Source organism: Ornithinibacillus xuwenensis (assembly GCF_039614845.1).
In the GTDB taxonomy this organism is placed as follows: Bacteria; Bacillota; Bacilli; order Bacillales; family Amphibacillaceae; genus Ornithinibacillus; species Ornithinibacillus xuwenensis.
On record NZ_JBDIML010000002.1, the window covers coordinates 382,921 to 407,698 of the forward strand.

General features: G+C 37.8%; 25 protein-coding genes and 1 pseudogene. 18 read left to right on the plus strand and 8 right to left on the minus strand.

The window, feature by feature from the left end; translation table 11 throughout:
- Positions 1-31 precede the first annotated feature (31 nt).
- Positions 32-1,093: an NAD(P)/FAD-dependent oxidoreductase gene (locus ABC228_RS07800; RefSeq protein ID WP_345824547.1), complete on the minus strand. Its 1,062-nt coding sequence runs from the start codon at positions 1,091-1,093 to the stop codon at positions 32-34.
- A 232-nt stretch (positions 1,094-1,325) separates the two neighbouring features.
- Here ABC228_RS07800 and ABC228_RS07805 point away from each other — a divergent pair, with 232 nt between their 5' ends.
- The gene (locus ABC228_RS07805) at positions 1,326-2,105 is read left to right on the plus strand and encodes a hypothetical protein (protein ID WP_345824548.1); all 780 of its coding nucleotides are present in this window, start codon (positions 1,326-1,328) and stop codon (positions 2,103-2,105) included.
- Positions 2,106-2,196: 91 nt separating this feature from the next.
- Here the strand turns inward: ABC228_RS07805 and ABC228_RS07810 are convergent, their stop codons facing one another.
- Both ABC228_RS07810 and htpX read right to left on the minus strand, forming a co-directional pair.
- The gene (locus tag ABC228_RS07810; protein ID WP_345824549.1) at positions 2,197-2,871 is read right to left on the minus strand and encodes an SIMPL domain-containing protein; all 675 of its coding nucleotides are present in this window, start codon (positions 2,869-2,871) and stop codon (positions 2,197-2,199) included.
- Positions 2,872-3,002: 131 nt separating this feature from the next.
- Positions 3,003-3,875, minus strand: coding sequence for a protease HtpX (gene htpX, locus ABC228_RS07815; protein ID WP_345824550.1), 873 nt, complete (start codon positions 3,873-3,875; stop codon positions 3,003-3,005).
- 215 nt (positions 3,876-4,090) lie between these two features.
- On the opposite strand from htpX, the gene ABC228_RS07820 reads away from it, so the two are divergent.
- The 4 genes from ABC228_RS07820 to ABC228_RS07835 all read left to right on the plus strand — a co-directional run bounded on the left by ABC228_RS07820 (position 4,091) and on the right by ABC228_RS07835 (position 6,079).
- Positions 4,091-4,576 (plus strand): PaaI family thioesterase, encoded by a 486-nt coding sequence (locus ABC228_RS07820; protein ID WP_345824551.1) that lies wholly within the window; start codon positions 4,091-4,093, stop codon positions 4,574-4,576.
- Positions 4,577-4,593: 17 nt separating this feature from the next.
- Positions 4,594-4,890, plus strand: coding sequence for a DUF3219 family protein (locus tag ABC228_RS07825; protein WP_345824552.1), 297 nt, complete (start codon positions 4,594-4,596; stop codon positions 4,888-4,890).
- Positions 4,891-5,037: 147 nt separating this feature from the next.
- Positions 5,038-5,397 (plus strand): CidA/LrgA family protein, encoded by a 360-nt coding sequence (locus ABC228_RS07830; RefSeq protein WP_345824848.1) that lies wholly within the window; start codon positions 5,038-5,040, stop codon positions 5,395-5,397.
- On the plus strand, positions 5,390-6,079 hold the full coding sequence (locus ABC228_RS07835; RefSeq protein ID WP_345824553.1) for an LrgB family protein: 690 nt from the start codon (positions 5,390-5,392) through the stop codon (positions 6,077-6,079). Before ABC228_RS07830 ends, ABC228_RS07835 begins: the two co-directional genes overlap by 8 nt.
- Positions 6,080-6,133: 54 nt before the next feature.
- Here the strand turns inward: ABC228_RS07835 and ABC228_RS07840 are convergent, their stop codons facing one another.
- Positions 6,134-7,576 carry a potassium/proton antiporter gene (locus ABC228_RS07840; protein WP_345824554.1) on the minus strand — a complete coding sequence of 481 codons (1,443 nt, stop codon included), beginning with the start codon at positions 7,574-7,576 and terminating at the stop codon, positions 6,134-6,136.
- A gap of 167 nt (positions 7,577-7,743) precedes the next feature.
- Between ABC228_RS07840 and ABC228_RS07845 the strand changes: the two genes are divergently transcribed.
- Both ABC228_RS07845 and ABC228_RS07850 read left to right on the plus strand, forming a co-directional pair.
- Complete coding sequence (locus tag ABC228_RS07845; protein WP_345824555.1) at positions 7,744-9,672, plus strand: ATP-dependent DNA helicase; 1,929 nt, start codon at positions 7,744-7,746, stop codon at positions 9,670-9,672.
- Between the two features lie 112 nt (positions 9,673-9,784).
- A pseudogene (locus ABC228_RS07850) lies at positions 9,785-10,993 on the plus strand (MFS transporter).
- Positions 10,994-11,019: 26 nt separating this feature from the next.
- Here ABC228_RS07850 and ABC228_RS07855 read toward each other — a convergent pair.
- A complete protein-coding gene (locus ABC228_RS07855; RefSeq protein ID WP_345824556.1) occupies positions 11,020-11,640 on the minus strand; it encodes an NUDIX hydrolase in 621 nt (206 codons plus the stop codon).
- Between the two features lie 182 nt (positions 11,641-11,822).
- Here ABC228_RS07855 and ABC228_RS07860 point away from each other — a divergent pair, with 182 nt between their 5' ends.
- The 11 genes from ABC228_RS07860 to ABC228_RS07910 all read left to right on the plus strand — a co-directional run bounded on the left by ABC228_RS07860 (position 11,823) and on the right by ABC228_RS07910 (position 21,718).
- Positions 11,823-12,329, plus strand: a complete 507-nt coding sequence (locus tag ABC228_RS07860) for a DUF3231 family protein (protein WP_345824557.1) — start codon at positions 11,823-11,825, stop codon at positions 12,327-12,329.
- Positions 12,330-12,488: 159 nt separating this feature from the next.
- Complete coding sequence (desA, locus tag ABC228_RS07865) at positions 12,489-13,541, plus strand: Delta(5) desaturase DesA (protein WP_345824558.1); 1,053 nt, start codon at positions 12,489-12,491, stop codon at positions 13,539-13,541.
- Positions 13,542-13,644: 103 nt separating this feature from the next.
- Entirely contained in the window at positions 13,645-14,778 is a 1,134-nt protein-coding gene (locus tag ABC228_RS07870; protein WP_345824559.1) for a sensor histidine kinase, read from the plus strand.
- Positions 14,775-15,380 (plus strand): response regulator, encoded by a 606-nt coding sequence (locus ABC228_RS07875; RefSeq protein ID WP_345824560.1) that lies wholly within the window; start codon positions 14,775-14,777, stop codon positions 15,378-15,380. Before ABC228_RS07870 ends, ABC228_RS07875 begins: the two co-directional genes overlap by 4 nt.
- Positions 15,381-15,520: 140 nt before the next feature.
- On the plus strand, positions 15,521-16,627 hold the full coding sequence (locus tag ABC228_RS07880; RefSeq protein WP_345824561.1) for a PfkB family carbohydrate kinase: 1,107 nt from the start codon (positions 15,521-15,523) through the stop codon (positions 16,625-16,627).
- On the plus strand, positions 16,628-17,542 hold the full coding sequence (locus ABC228_RS07885; RefSeq protein WP_345824562.1) for a pseudouridine-5'-phosphate glycosidase: 915 nt from the start codon (positions 16,628-16,630) through the stop codon (positions 17,540-17,542).
- Positions 17,543-17,650: 108 nt separating this feature from the next.
- Positions 17,651-18,436 (plus strand): MerR family transcriptional regulator, encoded by a 786-nt coding sequence (locus tag ABC228_RS07890; RefSeq protein ID WP_345824563.1) that lies wholly within the window; start codon positions 17,651-17,653, stop codon positions 18,434-18,436.
- A complete protein-coding gene (locus tag ABC228_RS07895) occupies positions 18,420-19,436 on the plus strand; it encodes a C45 family autoproteolytic acyltransferase/hydrolase (protein ID WP_345824564.1) in 1,017 nt (338 codons plus the stop codon). The genes ABC228_RS07890 and ABC228_RS07895 overlap by 17 nt, the downstream gene beginning before the upstream one ends.
- A 94-nt stretch (positions 19,437-19,530) precedes the next feature.
- Complete coding sequence (wrbA, locus tag ABC228_RS07900; RefSeq protein ID WP_345824565.1) at positions 19,531-20,136, plus strand: NAD(P)H:quinone oxidoreductase; 606 nt, start codon at positions 19,531-19,533, stop codon at positions 20,134-20,136.
- A gap of 135 nt (positions 20,137-20,271) precedes the next feature.
- Entirely contained in the window at positions 20,272-21,057 is a 786-nt protein-coding gene (locus tag ABC228_RS07905) for an ion transporter (RefSeq protein WP_345824566.1), read from the plus strand.
- 19 nt (positions 21,058-21,076) lie between these two features.
- Positions 21,077-21,718 carry a pentapeptide repeat-containing protein gene (locus ABC228_RS07910; protein ID WP_345824567.1) on the plus strand — a complete coding sequence of 214 codons (642 nt, stop codon included), beginning with the start codon at positions 21,077-21,079 and terminating at the stop codon, positions 21,716-21,718.
- Between the two features lie 46 nt (positions 21,719-21,764).
- Here ABC228_RS07910 and ABC228_RS07915 read toward each other — a convergent pair whose 3' ends face one another.
- The 3 genes from ABC228_RS07915 to ABC228_RS07925 form a co-directional block, all read right to left on the minus strand.
- On the minus strand, positions 21,765-21,923 hold the full coding sequence (locus ABC228_RS07915) for a hypothetical protein (protein WP_345824568.1): 159 nt from the start codon (positions 21,921-21,923) through the stop codon (positions 21,765-21,767).
- Between the two features lie 13 nt (positions 21,924-21,936).
- Entirely contained in the window at positions 21,937-23,208 is a 1,272-nt protein-coding gene (locus tag ABC228_RS07920) for a helix-turn-helix domain-containing protein (RefSeq protein ID WP_345824569.1), read from the minus strand.
- A gap of 445 nt (positions 23,209-23,653) precedes the next feature.
- Positions 23,654-24,670 carry an LLM class flavin-dependent oxidoreductase gene (locus ABC228_RS07925; RefSeq protein ID WP_345824570.1) on the minus strand — a complete coding sequence of 339 codons (1,017 nt, stop codon included), beginning with the start codon at positions 24,668-24,670 and terminating at the stop codon, positions 23,654-23,656.
- Positions 24,671-24,778: the final 108 nt, after the last annotated feature.

Genomic DNA, 24,778 nt, shown 5'->3' on the forward strand with positions numbered 1-24,778 from the left:
AACCACCCGTTCTCACGGGTGGTTGTTTTCGTTAATGTCGTTTATTCAGCCACAATACACCGGATTTAACCAGACGTGGTACAATACCAGTCATCGGCTGCTTCATCATATTACCAAATCCATCATTTTTACCAAGAGAACCAAGGGTACCTCTTAAGCGAATTTCCTTCGGCTGTTTTGGTTCTTTATGACGCAGGATAGCATTTAAAATGACCGCTACTTGCTCACCTTGAACACCTGCGAGCTGTGCACTAGGTGAATGTATGGATGATGCGCAATCACCAACAATATACACATTTGTTTGTTCTGGTACCTGGAAGTATTCATTCACGACAATTTTTTCGTGCTGATCTTTTTGAAATGGTAACTCTCTTGCGATGCGGTTTGGACGAACACCTGCAGTCCAGATCGTTACATCATTCACATAGCATACCCCATTATTGCATACGCCATCTTTTTCCACATACTCGACATTGGCATGGTGTAAAACTTCTACATCATTTTTATTAAACCAGTCAGCAACATAGCCTTGAATTCGAGGATCGAACGCTTTTAATACAGAAGCGCCTCTGTCCAGTAAACGGATATTTAAATCTGCTCTACTTTCTCTAATTTCCGAAGCAACCTCAATCCCACTCAAACCTGCTCCCACTATGGTAACTTTTCCATATGCTTTCAAATTACCAACTTCAAGGCCGGTCTTTCTAGCATTGGCAAAGGTTTGTACACTCTCTGTATAGGTTTCTGCCCCTTCAATACCGTGATAATTGTCTTCACATCCTAATGAAACAACCAAATAATCATAAAAAACTTGTTCGCTTTTATCCGAGAATAAGATTTTTTGGTTTTCTGTATCTACTTTCGCAACTTCGCCAAATACATAATTTATTTGCTCATTTTTAGGAAAATCAACTCGTACTTCTCGATCAGCTACCGTTCCAGCAGCAATCGTGTAGAATTCAGTTTTTAATGATTGGTATGGATTTCGATCAACAATTGTAAGTTTCGTATCATTTGGTAAACCCTTTTCAATTAAGCCTAGCGCGATTTTCATACCACCATAACCGCCGCCAAGTATTACTAAATTACGCATATTATTTACCCCCATCCCCTAGTAGAAATCAATATTCTAGTATTCGGGATACTATTAAGCGGAAACGCTTTCCATCTCTAATAAGAGTATCAAAGAAATGGGGGTAAGACTAGTAGGAAAATGAAGTTTGTTTGAAAACGGATAAAAAAGCTAAAGAATCATTCATGTATTTTCTATAATTGGAAATAATATCAAACGATTAACAGAAAATGATAAAACAGGAGGATTAAATATGAAAAAACAATTCATTGTATTGATAGCTGCTGTCTTGATGGCTGTAGCTTGGCAGGCTTCAACTGCCTTTGGAGAAAATCAAGTAGAGGATGTATGGTTTGATTTCTTTAAAAAGGACAAGGATGAAAAAGAATCAACTCCAGATCATGCAGAAGAAAAAAGACTACATAAACATGAAGCTTGGATAAAGTATAAGGCAGAAGAGTTAGGGATTGAAACGGAAGGTAAGGACCTAAAAACGTTAGCAAAAGAAGTCTCAGAAGCAAATCTTCTAAGTAAAGCAGAAGAATTAGGAATTAGTACAGACGGTAAAGAATTAAAAGACTTGTACAAAGAAGTCCATCAAGCGAAAGTACTGAAGGAAGCAGAAGAATTAGGGATTGAATCAGAAGGTAAAGATCCCAAAGCCCTAGCGAAAGAAGTAATGGATGAAAAGCTAGTGAAAAAAGCAGATGAGCTAGGGATTGAAACGGAAGGAAAAGATAAAAAGGAGCTTCTTGAAGAAGTAAAGATGGCAATACTTGAAAAAGAAGCCGATGAATATGGTGTTGATATTGAAGGGAAGAAGCATCATGAAATAGTGATGGAGCTTCACGAAGCAAAAATATATGATTCGGCTGAAAAACTAGGTATTGAGACAGAAGGTAAGGAAGCAAATGAAATATTAAGTGAAATATTTGAGGGGTATGCTGATGAAGCGAAACAATTAAAAATATTTCCATTTGAAGATAATCAGGATAAGTTTTATTTCGAACATCATATGAAGGAACATGATTAAGCTAGAGTTGATAAATAACCTAAATTAAGGAAGAGAAAAAGCACCTTCCCGAAAGTCATCATGATTTGAGGAGGTGCTTTTACTATTGAATTTAATACCGAAAATAAGCTTCCACGACAGCTGTTATTTGTAGCTGTCCAGCTTCTATTGGTGTTGTGCTTGCTTTCTCAGTTGATACCCCCAATACAAATGGTCGTGGTTCATCAGGGGAGCGGCTTCCAAGCTCTTTTAATTGAACAGGTGTTTCATCGATGGTTACCCCTAAGGTTTCTCCAACAACTGCCGCTTTTTGTTGTGCATTTTGAATGGCCTTGGTAAGGGCATTGTTATAATAGCCTTCTTTATCAGAAATCGTCAAATTTACATTGCGAACCGTGTTAGCGCCATTATCCACAGCAATATCCACAATTTCGCCTACTCGATTCAATTCGTCAATTGTAATGGTTAATAAATTTGTCACGCGATATCCACGAAATACTTGAACGCCATCTTGAAAATCATAGTTCATGTCTACACGGTATTCCGAAGTTCGAATATTTTCTCGTGGTATTCCTTCCTTCAGAAGAGCGTTTATAACATTGGTCGTGTGATTGGCATTTGTTTCTTGTGCTTGTTGTAGATTAGCATCCTCCGTTACGACTCCCAGTACGACGGTGGCTTGATCTGGTTGGGCAGAAACCGTTCCTTCGCCAATCACCTTCAGTTTATTACCACTGGGACGAACGGGGTACTGACTTCGAAAATATGGACTAGCTTGATAGTACATAACTTCACCTCTTTATTAGGTTATATATGGTAAATATATGTACGACTGAAGCGGATAGTGTAGAAAAAATTTCTATGTACCATCTTTCCAAAAAGAAAAGAAGTGTTTCATTGGAAACACTTCTAGGCATTTTAAACCAAGCGACTAATTCGTTCATCTAAGTCTGGATGAGTTGAAAATAGGGATGATTTACGTTTGTTGTTTATTTTAAGTGTTGAAATAGCTGTTTGCTCTTCTCCTTTAATGCGACTAGTATAGGCTTTTAGGCTTTCAAGAGCATGACGCATTTTATCCTTGCCAGCTAAATCAGCACCGCCTTTATCAGCATGGAACTCCCGGTGTCTAGAGTAAGCAAATACAACGAGGCTTCCTAAAATGGAAAACACGATTTGGAAGACAATCACTGCAATAAAATGAACGATTGGAGCAAGCTCTTCCTTTACAAATCGGGAAACAGCAAATGCAACGATTCGAGCAAGGAATACAACAAAGGTATTCACAATGCCTTGTAATAAGGTCATCGTCACCATGTCACCATTAGCTACGTGAGCAACCTCATGCGCAATTACTCCTTCTACAGCATCATCATCCATTTCCTGAAGTAAGCCTGTTGAAACAGCTACTAATGAACGTTTTTTAGAAGGTCCAGTAGCAAAGGCATTTACTTCCTTGGATTGATAGATCCCAACCTCTGGCATGTGCATTAACCCTGCTGCTCTCGATAAGCGGTGAACCTTTTCAACAACAGCCTTTTCATAATCGTTCATTGGACCACTAGGGTCAATAACATATACACCCATCATTTTCTTCGCCATCCAGCGAGACATAGCTAAAGAAATAAAGGAACCGGTAAAACCAATTATTGCACTGACTAATAATAATGCGCCAAAATTGATTCCATCGCTGGTAATGTAATTACCGATTGGTAATACTGAAAAAATAATGCTGATTGTTAGAAGCACTAGAATGTTAGATAGTAAAAAATAGAAGATACGCTTTCCCATATTGTCACCCTTTATTTAATAATTTTTTTAATTGTGTGAACACCTGAATTATGTTTATTATAATGGTAAAAGCCATTGCTGTCATCTGGAATGAATATATATATGATTAGTATGTACAGGTTATGCTTGGCTAAATTAGAGGGTTTTATAAGCGATTAACTGTAAATCCAACTGGAATTCTTAAGTAGCTAGACCTTTATAAAGGAGATGGAGAAATGGTTGAGCAAGTATTACACGCAATCCAAGATGAGTATGCGGATGATTATGCTTGGTGCTATGGCTGTGGAAGATTAAATAACGACGGACTTAAGCTGCGAACAGGCTGGGATGATGACCAAACGATTACCATGTACGCACCACGACCGGAGTATACCGCAATACCAGGGTTTGTTTACGGTGGATTAATTGCATCCCTTATCGATTGTCATGGAACTGGTTCGGCTTCACTAGCATTACATCGGAAGAACGGCCATGAGCCTGGTGATGGTGTTGAACCGCCAAGATTTGTCACAGCATCTCTAAAAATCGACTTCATCAAGCCTACATCACATGGCGTTACCCTTAAGGCAATTGGGAAAATTGAAGAGATCCATCCTAAGAAATGGAAGGTCATGACGGAGGTTTATGCAGGAGATGTTTGCTGTGCAAAGGGAGAAGTTATGGCAGTTGTCATGCCCAAGACCTTTACAAATGAGAAGTAATAGTGGAGGTGTACAACATGAACACAACGGTTTTGATTAATTCGCTTTCTGTTGCTGTCGAACAATTGGATTATGTGGATGTTGAAAAGGAAGATAATAATCTTAAACGATTGACTATTGCATTCAAAGTAACGAACCAGCAATATCATGATGTTACAGTGGAGCTATATAAAAACGATTTTCGCATTCGCGTTCCTGAAAGGAATATAGACTTCCAAGCAGCCATCGAAAATTACTTTACTTCAGCCACGAATCTATATGAAGAAAATGCTGTCGGGGATTTTAATGTAACATTTGTGGAAAAAAAGCTATAAAGGAAAAGACTTTTGGATACCGTAATCCGAAAGTCTTTTTTGATGTGTCAAAAAATGTCTGTAAATTGAAAGTGCATTCATCTGGTATAATGTTTGGATGACAAAAAGAGTAATTATTACTGGAGTGGCGAGACCTTGGTAAAATTTGTGAAAATAATGTTTCATATAGGAGTATTATATGTGATTTACTTCATTGGGGTATGGATACAACAAGCATTTCATTTGTTCTTACCTGGAAGTGTTATTGGAATGCTTATTCTGTTCCTACTACTGATAACTAATGTCATAAAGCTGAAATGGATTGAGGAGGGTACAAAGCTAGTAGTTGATAACCTTGCTCTGTTTTTTATACCGGTAACGGTTGGTATTATGAATTATTATGAGCTTTTTGCGGGTAAAGGATTTTTATTAATTGTCATTGTATTAATTAGTACGGTATTCGTCATGGCTGGATCAGGACTTATTGGCCAATGGCTTTTTAGAAGAAGGGAAGTAAACCATGATTAATCTTTTCATTGGTATAGTTGTAATTATAGCTACGATTGGCATATATTTAGTTGCCGTTAACGTTCATCATAAATATAACTATCCCTTTACGGCACCGGTTATTATTTCGACGATTATTGTGATTGTGATACTTTTAGCATGTAAGCTTCCTTATGATACGTATATGATTGGTGGAAGATGGATTAATGAGCTTTTAGGACCTGCTGTAGTAGCCTTAGCCTACCCATTATATGTTAATCGAAAAACGTTACTAAAACTTGGGACGCCCATACTAGTAGGGAGTTTATTTGGTTCAATTGGGGGGCTCGTAACGGGGATCATTCTTTCAAAGCTAGTTGGATTATCCGATTTTATTACCTACTCCTTACTTCCGAAAAATGTAACAACAGCTGTTGCGATGGATATTGCTGAAACAACAGGTGGTGGGACATCATTGGCTGCCGTGTTTGTTATGATTGCAGGAATTGGCGGAGTATCCATCAGCTCGCTCGTATTTAAGGTGTTTCGGGTAAGACATAGTCTTGCAAAAGGACTAGGACTTGGAAGTGCATCTCATGCTATTGGAACAGCATCTGCGATGGAGGACAATCAATTAGCTGGCTCTATTGGCTCCATTGCAATGATTTTAAGTGCTGTTCTGGTCTCTATTATGACACCTTGGATGATTCAATTATTGATGTAATAAATTTGTATGACAAAAGCCGATATTCAGATGAAAAGAATATCGGCTTCTTCGTTATTTTCCAACTAAAATTTCTTTGGCTTTAAGCCTACTTTCTTTATCACTTAATACATAAACGGTGTCACCTTTTTGGATAACAGACTCTCCCGTAGGTGTAAGTAAGGTGTTGTTTCGAGTAATGCCAATGATTAAGGTGTCTTTTGGCAGGTTCAAATGATTTAACGAAACACCATTTGCAGGGCTTCTTTTAACGATTGTCATCTTCATGATTTCGGACTCTGTCGCCCCTAAGTTAATTAGCTCTATGCTTGGAGTGGAATCATCATCCTCATGATTAATCAGTCGTAATTTTTCGGCTAGCCATGTTAGTGTGCCGCCTTGGACTAATGCAGAAAATAGAACAACGAAAAATACCGCATTAAAAATTAGCTGACTATTTTCTAAGCCTGCTATGATGGGATAGGTTCCTAATACAATGGGAACTGCTCCCTTTAATCCTGCCCAAGAAATAAAGAGCTTTTCCTTTACATTATACTTCATGAATAACATGCTAATAAATATGGCCACAGGTCGTGCAATAAACATTAAGATTATGGCGAGCAATATTCCTTGCCAGAAAACATCAAGTAATTGACTTGGAAAGACTAGTAATCCTAATAAGGTAAACATGACGATTTGCATCATCCAAGCAAATCCTTCATTGAAGCGTAATATTGTATAGCGATAAGTTAGATCACTATTTCCAACAAATACAGCCATTACATAAACTGCGAGCAAACCACTACCACCAAGTGAATCCGTTATGGCATAGGTAAAGATTGCCGCTCCCATTGCTAATACCGGATACAATCCGGAAGTATCTAGCTTAATATGATTAATAACCATAACCGTTGCTTTTCCAAGGACCAAACCAAATACTAGGCCTAAGCCCATTTGGAGAAAGAAGCCTCCAATAGCTATCCAAATAGACGTTTCGGGTATTTGAATGAGCTCAATTAATGCCACTGTTAAAAATACAGCCATTGGATCATTGGAGCCTGATTCAGCTTCTAGTGTTGATGTTAACCGCTTGTTAAAGTTCTTATTACCTAATACAGAGAATACCGCCGCAGCATCTGTTGAACCAACAATTGCACCAAATAGCATTCCTTCCATTAAGGAGAAGTCCAGAATATACATCGCAGCAAAGCCAGTAATAATGGTAGTTAACAGAACACCTACTGTAGCAAGTACACTCGCTGGTCCGATTACAGGACGTATACTTGTCCATTTTGTTTGTGTTCCGCCATCGAACAGGATAATAATAAGAGCCATAATTCCTATTAATTGCGTAAGCTCTGCGTTTGCAAAATAGATAAGATTATTTAATAGCATTCCGGCTAGGAGGAATAAAATAAGAGCGGGTAATCCGAGGCGAGAAGAGAATTTTGTGGCTAGTACACCGATAATTAACATGATGGAAAATAAAAATATTAGTGAACCGATACCGATATCCATATGACTCCTCCAATATATATTGGTTATATATCTATGATAATCAAAAATTAGTGAAAAATAAAATGTAAGCTACAGTAAACTGGTATGATTTGTAGCTTTTGAGTGTGTTGGTGTAGCTTGGCATGATACAATTAAACTTTATTAATGAAACATAATGAGGTATGAATATGACAAAAAACGCTTTACCATTTACAGTTGCGAGAACAGAGAACTTTTTTGAACGTTTAGGTGATTATGTAGGAGATGTCTTCTATGATATTTTACCTGAACAAGGGTACGAATTAAGGGATGAACAAATTTACATGGCCTTCCAATTAGAAAAAGCCTTCAAAGAAAAACGAACGATCTTTGCAGAGGCGGGAGTTGGAACAGGTAAAACATTTGTCTACCTACTTTACGCTATTTGTTATGCAAGATACAAAGGAGTGCCAGCGATAATATCCTGTGCGGATGAAACCTTAATTGAACAGCTTGTGAAAAAAGGTGGCGATATTGAGAAATTAGAAAAAGCTTTGGGTCTTGAGGTAGATGTTAGACTGGCAAAGGCAAGGGAGAATTATGTATGTGCTAGGAAGCTCGATCAACTATCTAGCATCACAGAGAACGAGGACATTTTACGTGTTCATGATCATATTCCTGACTTTGTATATGATTCTAGCCCAGCTAAGAAGCTATTTGAACGCTATGGCGATCGAAAAGAATATCCATGGGTATCAGATGAGACCTGGGATAAAATTGCTTGGGATCCTTTACAACAATGTTCAACCTGTCAATTAAGGCATCGCAGCGGACAAACCTTAAATCGCGAATACTACCGTCATGCAAAGGATTTAATTATTTGTTCTCATGATTTCTATATGGAACATGTATGGACGAAGGATTCTCGCAAAAGAGAGGGCCAAATGCCATTACTTCCGGAGGCTAGTACTGTAATTTTTGATGAAGGTCATCTGCTCGAATTTGCCGCACAAAAAGGACTGACCTATCGCTTTCATTCGGAGACCTTACATCAGGTATTAACTGGCTATATGGGACAAGATGTACGAGAAGAATCGTTATATTTAATCGAGGATATTTTAACGTTGCACGAGGATTGGTTTGATGAATTAGACCGTGCAGCAATGTCAATTGAGGGCTCGAGCCGTAAAGAGATTGAATTAAATTCAGACATGAAACGAATTTCATCATCCTTATTTGAAAAGGTAGAAAAACTATTAGATCAATTAGTGTTTGATTCGGAGATGTTTACAATTGATGAATATCATTTGAAAATTATCGAAGAGTATTTGGAGTTCTATCATTATGGTCTATCCATATTCTTAAAACAGGATGAGGGAATCTTTTGGCTCGAAGAAAATATGGACACGACAACGCTTGTCATGATGCCACGATTGGTAGAGGATGTTTTAAGGAAAGAAGTATTTGCAAAGGAAGTACCATTCGTATTCTCTTCCGCTACACTTTCTCAAGGTGGGGATTTTACATACCTTGCCCAAAGCTTAGGGATTGAGTCATATGATTCCTTCTCGGTAAATTCGCCATTTGACTATGAAGAAAAGATGAAACTCTATGTTCATCGAGACCATAATCGAGATGATAAATGGGAAGAAATCGAAAAGAGCTTACTTCAGAATAATGGAAGTACACTTGTGTTGTTTTCTACTTTAGAGGAAATGGAATTATTTAAAAATTGGTCAAAGGAAAAATCATGGCCATTCGAAGTTTTTTATGAAGGTAACCAAGAAATTAGTGAAACAGTGAAGAACTTTCAACATGTAACAAACTCAGTGCTTTGTGCATATCACCTTTGGGAGGGGCTTGATGTGCCGGGAGAAGCGTTAACTCAGGTGATAATTTCTTCGCTACCATTCCCACCGAAGGACCCAGTATTTAAAGCAAAGCGAAAGCATGTGGATAATCCTGAGAAAGAGGTTGATTTACCGTATATGCTTCTTAGATTACGACAGGGTGTAGGAAGATTAATTCGAACGAATAAGGATTATGGAACAGTCCATATTTGGATGAAGGCGACCGAACAGGACAGCTATCAACAGCCTATCAACCGTGTATTACCAGTTGAAATTGAAAAAGAGTAATTAGTACTACAATTAGATTTTAATCGTAACTACCACATATGGGATAGTTGCCTTATAATAGACCTAGTCATCCGTGAAAGACCCAGAGTCTATTCGAAAACTGGTGTGGATAATGTGGAAAAATAAATCATTTCTAGGAATCTGGATTGGTAATGCATTTTCAGAGTTAGGCTGAGCTTTTGGGACCTTCTGTAATGGTCTATTGATTTTTGAATTGACTGGTTCAACGATGGCTTTAGGAAGCATGTGGCTGTTATATTTTTCGCTATCACTTATTGTGCAGTTATTTAGTGGGCCGTACATTGATCGTTGGAGTAGAAAGTGGATTATGATGATAGCTTTATGGAGTAGAGGAATAATCTTTTTCATTCCGCTATTAGCCTATTCACTAGGTTCCTTAATGCCGTGGCATATATATATTGTTCAAATTATTATTGGCTGTATTACACCCCTATACGTTCCTGCTAACCAAGCAATATTACCGACAATAGTGTCAAAGCAACAGTTGCCTGCTGCAAATGGTTATATTGATGGGACGGTGCGCCTGATGACATTTATGGCTCCTATTATTGCAGGAGTCGTCATTGAATACATTGGAATTAAACCGACTTTACTATTTGTCAGCATGTCCTTATTAGCTAGTGGCTTCTTATTACTGCCTATTAAAGAAAATCGTCACGTACAAACTATTCGTGGTACGTGGCTAGAGCAGTTTCGGGAGGGGTTACACTATTTCTTTAAGAATAGAGTGATTGTTTGGCTATCAATATTTTTAGCTTTTGTGCAATTTGGAGTTGGGGTAACAATGGTGACGAATATCCCTTACATTACGACCGAATTGAATGGAAGCTATGCGGTGTATGGTTACTTTATGGCTGGTTTTCCGTTAGGCTATGTTATCGGCACCATTCTTGTTGGAAGGATTAAGCTGAAAAATAAAAGGTTCGTCATGTTAGGGGCTTTAATTATTGGCGGCTTAACTTTTTTGAACTTAGGTTATACCCATTCGATTATCTTTGCAATAACAACCGAAACGATTGCGGGTATTGCCATGGCTATATTTAATGTACATAATACATCCATTTTTCAACAAGTTGTACCACACCATTTAATGGGGAAAATCTTCTCCGTACGATTACTTGTGATTAGGGGAATGATGCCAATCGGAGTATTGTTAGGCGGAATCCTAAGTGAACACTTCGGAGTTCGACCGTTATATTATCTGATTGGTTCCGTTATTTGTGTTGTTTCTATCTTGGGCTTAGTCATCCCTTATTTTAAGTTCTTAAATGAAGAAGTGGAAGAAAAGATTGCATCATAAAAAAACATCGGAGAAATCCGATGTTTTTATTTATCTGATATTAATGTTAAGAAGTGCTGTAATATCTTCGCTGTTAATCCCCAAATTACTCTGTCCTCATAGCGGTAAAATAATTCTTCCATATGCCGTATCTGCCAGTTGTAATTTTCTCCACCTACAATTAAGTTAAATGGAAAGTCTTCCTCTGGAATCACTTTAAAATTGACCTTATACGAATCTGGCTTTGTTTGCTGGAAGTGTGACAGCGGGACGGTAAAAACCTCCCCAACCTCTGACTCGTTAGGCATAATTTTTTTGACATCTGGAATTCTACCAACAAAGGGATAAATGATTCTCCCCATATCTGATACAACATAATCAATAGGGGTTACATCTGATATGCTTTGGTTGCTTATCCCGAGCTCTTCCACCGTTTCTCGAATGGCACAAGCCTGTGGGGTAGGGTCATTGGAGTCAATTCTACCGCCTGGGAAGCAAATGTCACCAGGCTGCCGACGCATATTCAGTGATCGAACTTCGAATAGGATATGCGTTTCACTATTTCGTTCAACAAGTGGAATTAACACGGCAGATCTCCTAAAGTTTTCTAGACCCATAATTCCTGGTTCTTTTTCAGCTAATGTAGTCAGGATGCTGTCAATATTCATATTTATCACTCCTGATAAGCTCTTTTCTCTATTATACTAATCATCCTAAGTGTAAAACCAATATTTCATTCTCAAGTACAAAAGAATTACGAAAAAAATGACTCAATTTCTCTATTATAGACAATATAAGGATGTGCAATAGAAGTGTGGCACAAGATTTGAATATGGTAAGGAGGTTTACAATGGGAATATTAAGTGGGAATCCACAAGATGAGCCAATGCATTATGGTGAGGTATATGGTACATGGCTAGCGGTAATTACTGGGAAGGCAATGGTTGTTGCGTATCAGACATTACTGAATCATGCTGGTGATAAGGATTTAAAAAACCTGATTCAAGAAGCAATTGATAAAGGGAAGCAGGATATTACAACAATCGAAAACCTTCTGAAAGAAAATGGCGTAGGATTGCCGCCTACACCACCAGAGAGACCGGAAGCAGATTTAGAAGCAATTCCAACTGGGGCAAGGTTTATGGATAATGAGATTGCAGCAAAAATGTCAGCTGATGTTGCAGCGGGATTGATAGCAGATAGTCAAATGATTGGTCAATGTATTCGAGAAGATTTGGCGGCATTATTTGGTACAATGCATACACAAAAGGCAGCATTTGGAGCAAAATTACTTCGATTAAATAAAGAAAAAGGCTGGTTAGTGCCACCGCCACTGCACCCTGCTAGTACAGATTAAGAATTAGGAAGCTATCGGGATGGTGCCAGAGGTACCATCCCCTATTCGGAATACATATGACAGTTGTCATATGAAATTCCTGACAATTATTACTTACATAACAAGTGTTTTGCTCCTAATATAGAAGATAACAAGCTATAACTAGGAGGAAGGAATAAAATGAGTAAACAAAAGCAAGCCCAGTTGAGAAAAAGTGTATTACCATTTGCACAATCCGATACAAGAGCTAGTATCATTCAAATACTCAATACCATTGTCCCATATTTGCTTCTGTGGTTTCTCGCATATAAAAGTCTAACCGTATCTGTTTGGCTAACATTTGCCCTATGCATCTTAGCGGCAGGATTTGTGGTTCGGACCTTTATTATTTTTCATGATTGTACACATATGTCCTTTTTTCAAAATAAAAAGGCTAACCGTGTTCTCGGAACCATTACCGGAATCATCACACATTTTGCGTTTGAAAAATGGAAATGGAGTCACTCCATTCACCATGCAACAAGTAGTAACCTGGATAAACGGGGAACTGGTGATGTTTGGGTCATGACAGTGGATGAGTATGTAGATTCATCCTTTTGGGGTAGATTGGCTTATAGACTTTATCGAAATCCAATTGTAATGTTTGGTTTGGGACCACTATATTTATTTTTAATATCCAACCGTTTTAATCGCAAGGGTGCAAAGCGAAAGGAACGAATGAACACTTACTTTATTAATGTTACGATCGCTTTAATTTATGCCCTTTTAATCTGGGCAATTGGTTGGCAGGCCTTCCTAACCGTACAACTTCCAATTCTATTCCTCTCCGGGGCCCTAGGAATCTGGCTGTTTTATGTACAACATCAGTTTGAGGATTCCTACTTTGAAAATGAAGCGGAATGGGACTATGTAAAAGCAGCAGTGGACGGAAGCTCGTACTATAAACTACCAAAGATTATCGAATGGTTAACAGGAAGTATTGGTTACCATCATGTGCATCACTTGAGTCCAAGAGTTCCAAATTATAATTTGGAGAAGGCGCATGAATCTACACCACCATTGCAGAAAGCAACGACTATCACCTTGATCTCAAGCTTAAAATCCATTCGCTTTCGATTATATGATGAGGAAAGTAAAACCTTTGTTAGCTTTAGAGAAATTAAAGCTCGTTTGAGAAATCACCAGTCAAGTATGCGAATTTCTACCAAAAGAACTAGTGTTCCAGAAAAATAAAAATAAAAAACCCTTTAATATAAAACTAGATTAAAGGGTTTTTTGTAGTACGCACTATGATATACTCAAGCAAAGCATAATGGAGTAATGTAGGAGGATGAACATGCAGAAGTGGTATCATATTTTCTCGAAGAATACGGGTCTGAGCATTTATATTTGGATTATCTTTTGTGTTCTCCCTATCTACTTCATTATCAGGTCATCAACACCAACGGAAGTTTTAATGGGGATTGTCATGATTGTTGTATTTTTTACAACGTTTCGATTGTCCTTCATAAAAAAGGGCTGGACAGTATATGTATCCGTTGGCATCGAAATGGTGATTAGTATCGGCATGACGTTCTATTTTGGTTTTGTCTATTTTTCACTATTCCTTGCGTTTTTTATTGGTAATATTCAAAACAAAGCAGGGTTTATTGCATTATATGTTGTTCATCTAGTAACGACGATTACTGCCACAAGCATTGGATTTTTTACACAAAGTCAAATTTTTTATACACAATTTCCATTTATTATCATCAGTGTAATAGGTGTCATACTGTTGCCATTTAATATGTATAACCGAATAAAGCGAGAAAAGCTGGAAACCCAACTAGAGGACGCTAACAAACGAATATCACAATTGATGGTTATAGAAGAAAGACAACGGATTGCTCGAGATTTACATGATACGCTAGGACAGAAGCTTTCCCTTATTGGACTGAAAAGCGATTTGGCAGAAAAGTTGTTACACAAACATCCCGAAAAGGTTCAAAAGGAAATACTAGATATTCACCAAACTGCAAGAACTGCGTTAAAAGAAGTACGGGAAATGGTTTCCGATATGCGTAGAACTAGGTTGGAGGACGAAATAACGCATGTTCAACAGATGATAGAGGCTGCGGAAATGCAGTTTTGTTTAAAGGGTAATCCAATTCTTGAACGGACACCATTATTAGTAGAAAATGTGCTGAGTATGTGTTTAAAAGAGGCTGTTACCAATATCGTTAAACATAGTAAGGCAAGATCTTGTACCGTTCAGATTCAGCAATCTCCAAGTCAGGTGTGTATCAACGTAATCGATGATGGCGTAGGTCTTGGCGATTATGATACATCAAAAGGAAATGGCCTTCGTGGCATGAGGGAGCGACTAGAGTTTGTAAATGGAAGCTTAGACATAGACAGTGACGATGGTTTGATTCTTTCCATTACGATTCCAAATGTTATTCAACAACAATCAGAGGAGAGGTTATTATGATTCGTATTGTGATAGCAGAAGACCAGCAATTATTGCTTGGTGCTCTGGGTTCGTTACTTGATTTAGAAGTAGATATGGAAGTTGTTGGTAAGGCAAAAAACGGGGAAGAAGCACTCGCGCTGGTGAAGATGCATCAGCCAGATGTTTGTATTATGGATATTGAAATGCCATTGAAAAGTGGTTTGGATGTAGCTGAGGAATTAAAAACTCATGACTGTAAGGTAATTATCTTAACAACTTTTGCGAGAGCCGGGTATTTTGAACGTGCCCGAAATGCAAATGTTAGTGGATATTTATTAAAAGACAGTCCAAGTGAGGAATTAGCGAACTCAATTCGAGTGATAATGGATGGTAGAAAAATTTATGCTCCAGAGTTAGTCGATATTGCCTATAAGAAAGAGTACAATCCATTAACAGAGCGGGAAGAACAAGTGATTAAACTAATTGCCGAAGGAAAGAATACAAAGGAAATTGCGAAACAACTGTTTTTAACAACAGGGACTGTCCGTAACTACGTTTCCATTATTTTGGATAAACTAGACGTTAGTAATCGTATTGAAGCAATATCACGATATAAGGAGTCAGGCTGGTATAAAAAGTAAGAGACATCTCTCAAAAAGATAAGAGATGTCTTTTTTATTTTTCATGAAGTATTTAGCACTTGACCTCCACAAAAGAAAGCGTTACCATATAAACATAAGTTTATATTTTAAACAAAAGTTTGAAAAAAGGGGGGTCCCTTATGAACAATGCATTAAATGAAAATGAGAAACGGATATTTGAATTGATAAAGAAAAATCCTTTTGTTTCTCAACAGGAACTAGCAAACGAAATGGATTTATCTAGACCATCTATTGCAAACCTCATATCAGGCCTTGTGAAAAAAGGGTATATTCATGGAAAAGCCTATGTGGTAAATGAATCGAATCAGATTATTTGTATAGGTGGTGCCAATGTCGATCGCAAATTCTATGTAAAGGGAGAGCTACAATTTGGAACCTCCAATCCTATTCGATCGACACAGAGTGCAGGTGGGGTAGCAAGAAATGTTGCTGAAAATTTAGGACGTTTAGGTATGGATATTTCCTTAATAACAGCAAGTGGATTGGATGCTGAATGGAGCTTTATTGAAGTTGCTTCTTCTACGTATATGGATTTAAATCATGTGATTCCAATGCCGAAAGCGTCAACTGGATCCTATTCAGCGGTCATTAATGATACTGGAGAACTAATCTTAGCACTTGCAGACATGGATATATATGATGCCATTACACCAGAATTATTACAAACTCGTCTTACTGGATTCCCGCAGCCAAGATGTATCATAGCAGATTTAAACCTGGCATCAGATGCATTATTTTATTTGCAACAATTTGCAAACCAACGGAAGATTCCACTTGTATTTATTGCTGTATCAGCTCCCAAAATGTCGAGACTTCCAGATAACTTGGATGGCTTAACATGGTTAATTGCGAATCGAGAAGAATCTGAGGCTTATTTTAATATCCAAATGAAGACAGAGAAAGAATGGGAGAATGGCCTTCAGAAATGGCTGGATTTAGGTGTGCAGAATGTCGTTGTTACAAATGGTAAGGAAGGGTCCATGATCGGGAATAAGGAAGAGGGCATTCATTTTATGCCTGCTCTTGCAATTCAAGATATACAAGATGTGACTGGTGCAGGAGATGCATTCACGGCAGCCGTCATCCACACATGGCTAGAGGGAAGAGGTCTTAAGGAAATAGCGAAAGCTGGAGCTGTAAATGCTGCCAAAACAGTGCAAACCAAATATACCGTAAGACAAAACCTGTCTTCCTTACAATTACAGAAAGATATGGAGGAAATATAAATGAAAAATTATCTAGAATTATCAGAAGAAGTGTTAACAGCAAAAGAAACAGGTAAGCCAATTGTTGCTTTAGAATCTACTATTATTTCACATGGAATGCCATACCCTCAAAATGTTCAGACAGCAAGAGAGGTCGAGCAAATAATTCGAGATAATGGTGCGGTGCCAGCTACGATTGCATTGGTAGATGGAAAAATAAAAATCGGCTTAACAGATGAAGAGCTTGAGGAGTTTGGGAATAGTACAGGTGTTGCAAAAGCATCACGTCGCGATTTGGGATATTTACTGGCCACCAAGCAAAAGGGAGCGACAACAGTAGCTGCTACCATGATTTGTGCGGAACTTGCAGATATCAAAATATTTGTTACTGGTGGAATCGGTGGTGTTCATCGAGGTGCAGAGACGACAATGGATATTTCCGCCGACTTAGAGGAATTAGCACAAACAAATGTTGCAGTCGTATGTGCAGGGGCGAAATCAATACTTGATTTAGGTCTAACAATGGAATACTTAGAAACAAAAGGGGTACCAGTAATCGGCTTTGAGACAGACGTTTTACCGGCATTTTATACGCGTAGCAGTGCTTATCCTGTTAATTTTCAGGCGAATGACATTGAAACCATTACAACGACGTTAAAAGCAAAATGGGACTTACAGTTAAATGGCGGAGCAGTAATTGCGAACCCAATTCCTGAAGCGTATGCGATGCCTGAGGATGTCATTAACAATGCTATTCAATCTGCACTAAAAGAAGCAGAGGAAAAAGGAATTGCTGGAAAGGATACAACTCCTTTCTTATTAGGTAAAATTAAAGAGATGACAGGTGGAAAGAGCTTAGAATCTAATATTGCACTAGTGAAAAATAATGCATTACTAGGTGCGAAACTAGCAGTTGGCTTGAACAATTTATCCTAATGCAAAGACCAAATGATACGATTTGTATAATTTGGTCTTTTTTTAAAGAATTGTCTTGACCTTCAAGCTGCTTTAAGGTTTATCTTGGAGTAGAGGGGAAGTGATGATGTGCAAAAATTATTATCAATTCAAGCTTTTTCTGAGAAGACAGGAATACCTAAAAGTACACTTCGCTATTATGAGGAAGCGGAATTATTAATACCTACTAGGAATCAAGAAAATGGATACCGGCTTTATCAAGAAGCGCAAATTGAACTAGCTACGTGGATAGCAAGTCTACGATTAGTCAATATTCCATTGAAGGAAATCAAGCTCTATTTGATGGCAGATGAGGAGAAGAAGATAAGCCTGAAAGAAAACTGGAAGCAAACATTAAATAGACAGCGACAACTATTAGATGTACAACTGAAATTTTTAGGGAATCACTCGGATGACAAGGGGATATCTCTCATGGAGACGCCGGAGGATAGAATTCTGTGGTTTGAAGCCGAGGAAGACCAAGGTAAATTTGGTAAACGGTTCTTACAAGGGGAGAAGGAATTAAGAGAAAATGATATTTCCGTCACGAATTACTATCTCAAATATGTATCAGGAAGAAAGAGAGTAAAAGCATGGCTTGGTTTTGGCGTTAACGATACTTGTAGTACGACCCATCTGCATAACCTGCAGATGGAGGAGAAGCTGGTGAAATCCTTATGTGTCGCACAGAGCTTTAAAGGGGACTTCTCCAAAATAGAAGTAGCTTATAAAAGGGTTGTTCAATATGTGAGTGAACATCACTTTGTGCCAGTAGGCCCGATGATGGAAATGTATCGTGGAAAAAATTTGGATGATGTCATGCTTTTCATACCTGTCATGAAGCTAGGAGGGAAAGAAGATGTATCAGGATCTTAAGGTTGATATCATAGAAGCTTGTGGATCACATTATCAAATTGGTTATGAACAGGGGAAACAACTATCTTTAGATCGCAGGTTTGAAGGACTACAGTCCATGAGCAATTCTGTGAATATAGAACAGGCGACTGCACAACTCTTAAAATACTCACCAGGACTGCTTGAAGAAATTCGTGGTCTCTCTGATGGTCTGGACATTAATCTAGAGACGGCAATTAGAATTTTTAGTGGGTTTAATGTAAAGTTTCCAACAATGGGTTGTACAGCCTATGCAGATGGGAATGTTTATATTCGAAATTATGATTTTAGTCCAGAGCTCTATGATGCTAGGTTCGTGTTTCAAAATCCGGATAATGGCTATGCAAGTGTGGGGTTCAGTCAACAAATTCTAGGTAGGCTGGATGGCATGAACGAGCACGGTCTAGTAGTAGGATTACATCTAGTGAATGAGGATAGTGATGGACTAGGGTTTTTAGCAACTACAATTGTGCGTATTATTTTAGAACAGTGTAAGGATGTGGATGAGGCGATTAATATCATGACACATATTCCACAAGGGTATTGCTATAACTATTCCTTACTAGATAAACATGGAAATTCATGTGTGATAGAAGCGGCACCTCAAAAACGTGAAATCCGCCGTGACTCTATCCTTCAATGCACCAATCATTTTGAAACAAATTCAATGTTAAATCAAAACAGAACCTTTATAAGCGCATCTCTCCAACGTAAGAAAACACTTCAGAAAGCGAGCCTGGAATCTCTTACTCCAAAAGAAATGTATGCTAAATTCAATGCTGAAAACTCTCCTTTGTTTTTTAAAGATTACCACCACTATTTTGGAACCATGCATACAGTCGTGTATCTTCCTGAAACACTAGAAATCATAGTTGGAATCGGTGGAGATTTTACTCCAGTTGTTTATTCCTTAAAGGATTGGGTAACAGGATATAGTAAACTGCAACCTTTTTTAATAGGAAAAATTGATGTGAAGCAATGATGATTATAGGCTCCTTCATTTTCTTGTTATAAAGGAAAAAGTTTTACAGATAATAGAAGCGTATATGAAAATCAGGAAATTTTAGACAAGGAGAATGGACATGGTTAAATTAGCAGTGATTTACTATAGCTCAACCGGAACAAATTATCAACTATCAAAATGGGCAGAGGAAGCAGCTAAGGATGCTGGAGCAGAAGTAAAGGTAGTTAAAGTACCAGAGCTTGCACCAGAATCGGCAATTGAATCCAATCCAGCATGGAAGGCGCACGTTGAAGAAACAAAGGATGTGCCTGAAGCAGCATCAGATGATATTGAATGGGCGGATGCCATCATTTTTAGTGTGCCAACACGCTTTGGGAATCTTCCATCTCAAATGAAACAATTTATTGATATGCAAGGAGGATTATGGGCGTCCGGCAAGACGGTCAACAAGGTTGTTAGTGCCATGACCTCAGCCCAAAATGCACATGGTGGTCAGGAGGCAACAATTCTTGCACTTTATACGTCAATGATGCATTGGGGAGCAATTCTAGTTCCACCAGGATACACAGATCAAGTGCTATTTGGTGCAGGTGGTAACCCATACGGTACGAGCGTTTCCCAAGGCCAGGATGGTAAAATGGTCGAAGATGTCGAAGCGGCCGTAAAGCATCAAGCTAAACGAACGGTGGAGATTGCGAAGAAAATTGTAGGTAGCTAATCATTTACGAGGAGATTAGGAGAGGTTTTCCTAATGTCCTTTTTTTATGAAAAAATATTGTCCTTCCATAGAGAGAATAGATGACAGATGATAAAGCTAAACGTAAAATAAAAGCGGGGGGAGGACGAATAATAAATGACCCATATGAGACAGACATGTGCAAGAATTTCAGAGCATCCTATCTTTACAAATACAATCATATTGTTAATCGTATTGAATGCTTTATTGGTAGGATTAGAAACTTACACGACATTCGCTAGTCAGTATGCAGGATTAATTGCTTTTGGAGATAAACTATTACTTTGGATTTTTACCATCGAAATAATCATACGAATAATTGGCAGAAAATCTACTATTGAATTTTTAAAAGACCCTTGGAATATTTTTGATATTGTTATCATTTCATTAGGGCACTTGTTAGTTGGAAGCCACTATGTGACTGTTCTTCGAATCGTAAGAGTATTACGGGTACTTCGAGCAGTTTCTGTTATTCCATCACTACGTAAGATGGTAAATGCGCTAATATTAACGATTCCGTCAATGGGAACTATTTTACTATTGCTTGGGATATTCTTTTATATATTCGCAGTCATTGGAACAATGCTCTTTAGTGCAATTGCGCCAGAATATTTTGGTACCTTACACGATTCTCTGCTAACATTATTTCAAGTCATTACACTTGAATCCTGGGCGAGCGGTGTTATGAGACCGATTCTAGCAGAAGACCCAACGTCTTGGTGGTATTTTGTTACGTTTATACTAATTGGAGCTTTTGTTATTATTAACTTATTTGTAGGTGTTATAGTAAATAATGTGGAAGAAGCATCACGAGAAGAGACACCGTCTCCAACTGACATGAAGCTGGCCGAGATGCAAAAGGAATTAGAGGAAATAAAGAAGCTAATTCAAAATAAATCCTAACAGCGAAAGGAGGAGAATAATGGCAAAGACATTTAAAATTGATGTACCCAAGCTACCGAATGAATTACCGGTCACCTCCTATCATCCAATTGAAGGAGGATACTATGATAATTGCACATTTAAAGATTGTGTGATTACAAGAGAGGATATGGAAAGGATTGCCTTTGATCAAGTGATTTTTGATCACGTCACATTTGAAGGAATCGATTTTACGAGTATCGAGCTTACGGATTGTGTCTTCAATCATTGTGATTTATCCAATGCCGACTTTACAGGGGCTAGTATCCATAGGGTTGAATTCAAGAATTGTAAGCTAGTTGGAATATATATGTCTGAAACGAGCTTCGGAAATGTCTTTTTCGATAATTGTCAAATAAACTTAAGCTCCTTTGGTTATTCCAAGCTAAAACAAGTCAGGTTTTCAGAATGTTTATTGAAAAACAGTGACTTTTATGAGTGTAAGTTCCAAAAGGTAGATTACAAGAAATGTGATATCGATGAGGCTAATTTTTCTAATACGAAATTAATTGGGGTAGATTTAACAAGCTGCACGTTTGATAAGCTTCAGGTCTCACTTGAAAGCATGCAGGGCTGTATCGTATCAACGGAACAGGCACTTGGGTTTGCGAGGCTGTTAGGCTTGCACATAAAAGAAGAATAGTACAATAAAAGAAAGCTGTGCAGAGGCACAGCTTTCTTTACTTTTATCAAGTTGGATATGGATCGGGTTCTTCTTCATGTTCATTGTCAGGATTAACCTGTTCATCTTCATTCGCCGATTCGTACAAGGAGTCGGTAATACTCACATGTGGTGTTAGAAATAGGAGCAAAAAGGATAACGAAATAATGCTGAGTACCTTTTTCATACTAGAAACCTCCTTATTTATTATAGATTGTGGTTAATGTTTGATTGGCTTTAATATAATAATCTGCTGCTGATTTATATTTTCTAATTCGATAATAATAATTTGCTAATGTTTCTTGATAGATTTGTTTTAAATAAAATAGATTCTTCTTATCCAGAAATGGGAACACTTCATTTAATATAATTTGTTCCAATGCTGGACTGTTTTCATTCGATAACAATTCCTGATAAACCTTAAATTCTAATACGTGAATGGATTCCTCTTCATGTATTGATTTCGTTATTTCTAACCCTTTGTTTAACCATAGCCTTGCATTTGGAAAATCCTCTACTTTATAGTACTCCTTCATTAAACTGGATATCGGCACTAGTAATTTTAGTGGCTCTTGGCCGATGCGAGACTCATAGCTTGCTATAAAGTATTCAATAGCTTTCGGAGGTTCTCCAATAGATGCGTAAAGCGCGCCCATATTTTGGTTGCATTGAGAGAGAATCGTTGTATTCGATATGGATTTAGCTATTGTCCTGGCCATCTCATAGCTTTGTTTCGCATTTTCTAAATCCTCAATACGTCTATAGGCAATGCCTAGCAATATGTGGCATTGAGCACATTTATACAAGTTGTATGTACTCTGATAATAATTTAGTGATTTCGAGGCATGAAACAAAGCTAAATGTGTTTGACGCATTTTACTAGCTGCTAGCGCCATTAAATAGGATAGGTCGGCTTCTTCTTGTTCTTTAAAGAATAAGTTATTTGCGTTAAGCCTTTCTGCTGCTTGAAAAAGCTGAAGAGCCTCACCATATGCAAATATAGAGAAATAATATTCTCCCTTAAATTTCGTCCAATAGTATTCTTCTCGCAGCTCAAACTTCTTAGAACGACGTTCCAGTACAGCTAATTGTCTAGATGCCCTGAATTTTTCATTTATGAGAATGTAGTATCGTAGCTTATTAATATCAATTAAATTAACTAGGCTATCATTTGAAAATACACTCGCACTAGTCGTTAATTCATCAAATTGCTGTGTTGCTTTCTCTCTGTTTCCATCTAATAAAGTTTTAAACCAGCTTTGGCAAATCTCTGTATCGGACTCAAATTCAGTTAGATGTGGACTAATATTTAATCGTTTACATAATAGTCCAATTACTTCTGGATCTGCTTCTGTATTTCCATTCTCTATTTTTGATAAATAAGAAGCAGAAATGATCCCACTTGCTAATTCGGATTGTGTCATACCAAGTTTGGTTCGATAGTACTTTATTTTAAATCCAATATTATTCAACTATCTAATCAACCTCCTCCACTTAATTATAAGAATATTCCGCCTATATTGCTATACAAAATGGTGGAATATAAAATTTTTCAAACTTTCCAATTTGATGTTTATATAAGAATTTAATTTGAAATTTAATACGAGTTTTAAGAAAATATTCCTTGTTTGAGGTTATTTTATAGAATAAATCATTTCCGTTCATAAAAGGAAGCATTGAAAAAGTCGACATTACGTTACGATTTAGTTTAATAAATACTAGTTGAGATTTTAACTAGTGTGTTGAGGAAATATAGATTAACAGGTTACTAGAGGGATTCTTCTTATATATGGGAAGCTGGATTGTAATCAATGAGTTCAAAGAAAAACAACCTAAAAAAGCTGCTACTTAGTTATATAGCATAATAATGAAAGTAAGAAAATCAGCCGATAAGCTACCGACTGATTTTTTCTATGCTTAAGACATCATTTTTGCGACAATTTCATAAGATCGAAGTCGATCCTCGTGATGAAAAACTTGTGACCCGATAATTAATTCATCTGCGTTCGTTTCTTCAATAAAGCGTTCTAGTCCTTCTTTAACGGTTGCAGGATCGCCAACAATCGTTGTTCTTGGATCTAGCGATTGGCTCACAGCTGCAATCTCTGCTGGGGAGTAATGGGTTTCTAAATTATCAACTGGCGGTTGTAATTTTGTTGGGTTCCCCTTCCGTAAGCTGAGAAATTGTTGCTGCTGTGATGTTGCGATTCGTTTTGCTTTTTCATTTGTATCCGCAGCAATGATGTTAATTCCTAACATAACATATGGTTTATCTAATACTTCCGATGCTTGAAAATTATCGCGATATAAACGTAACGCTTCAAATAGATATGCTGGAGCAAAATGACTAGCAAATGAAAAAGGTAGTCCTTTTTGAGCTGCTAGCTGGGCACTAAAGCCACTAGAGCCTAGTAACCAAATCGGTACGTTCAAGCCTTGACCAGGCACTGCTTTAACTCGAGAAATTGGTTCATCTGAAAAATAATCTTGTAGCTCATTTACCTGCATTGGAAAATCCTCTACGCTCATGTTTAATGTTCGGCGAAGCGCATATGCAGTTGCTTGGTCGCTTCCGGGTGCCCGACCTAAACCAAGGTCGATTCTGCCTGGAAATAGTGATTCGAGTGTGCCGAATTGTTCAGCAATTACTAATGTTGCATGATTTGGTAGCATAATACCACCTGCGCCAACTCGAATGTGATTCGTTGCACCAGCGATATGACCTATCATGACGGCTGTAGCGGAGCTAGCGATACCTGGCATATTGTGATGCTCGGCAAGCCAGTAGCGATTAAACCCCCAGCCCTCGACATGCTTTGCCAAATCAACACTGTTTTGAAAGGATTGACTAGCATCACTACCTTCATTTATCGGTGCGAGGTCCAGAACGGATAGTGGTATATTCTTAAACATTTTCGCTTTATCTGAAATCATTTGGATTCTCTCCTTTTAAACTAACCCTTCGTAAGAAATGATAATTTTTTTTAAGGTTTGCGTCCAATTATACGCTTATACATAATTATTGAATAAAAATTAGCGTTA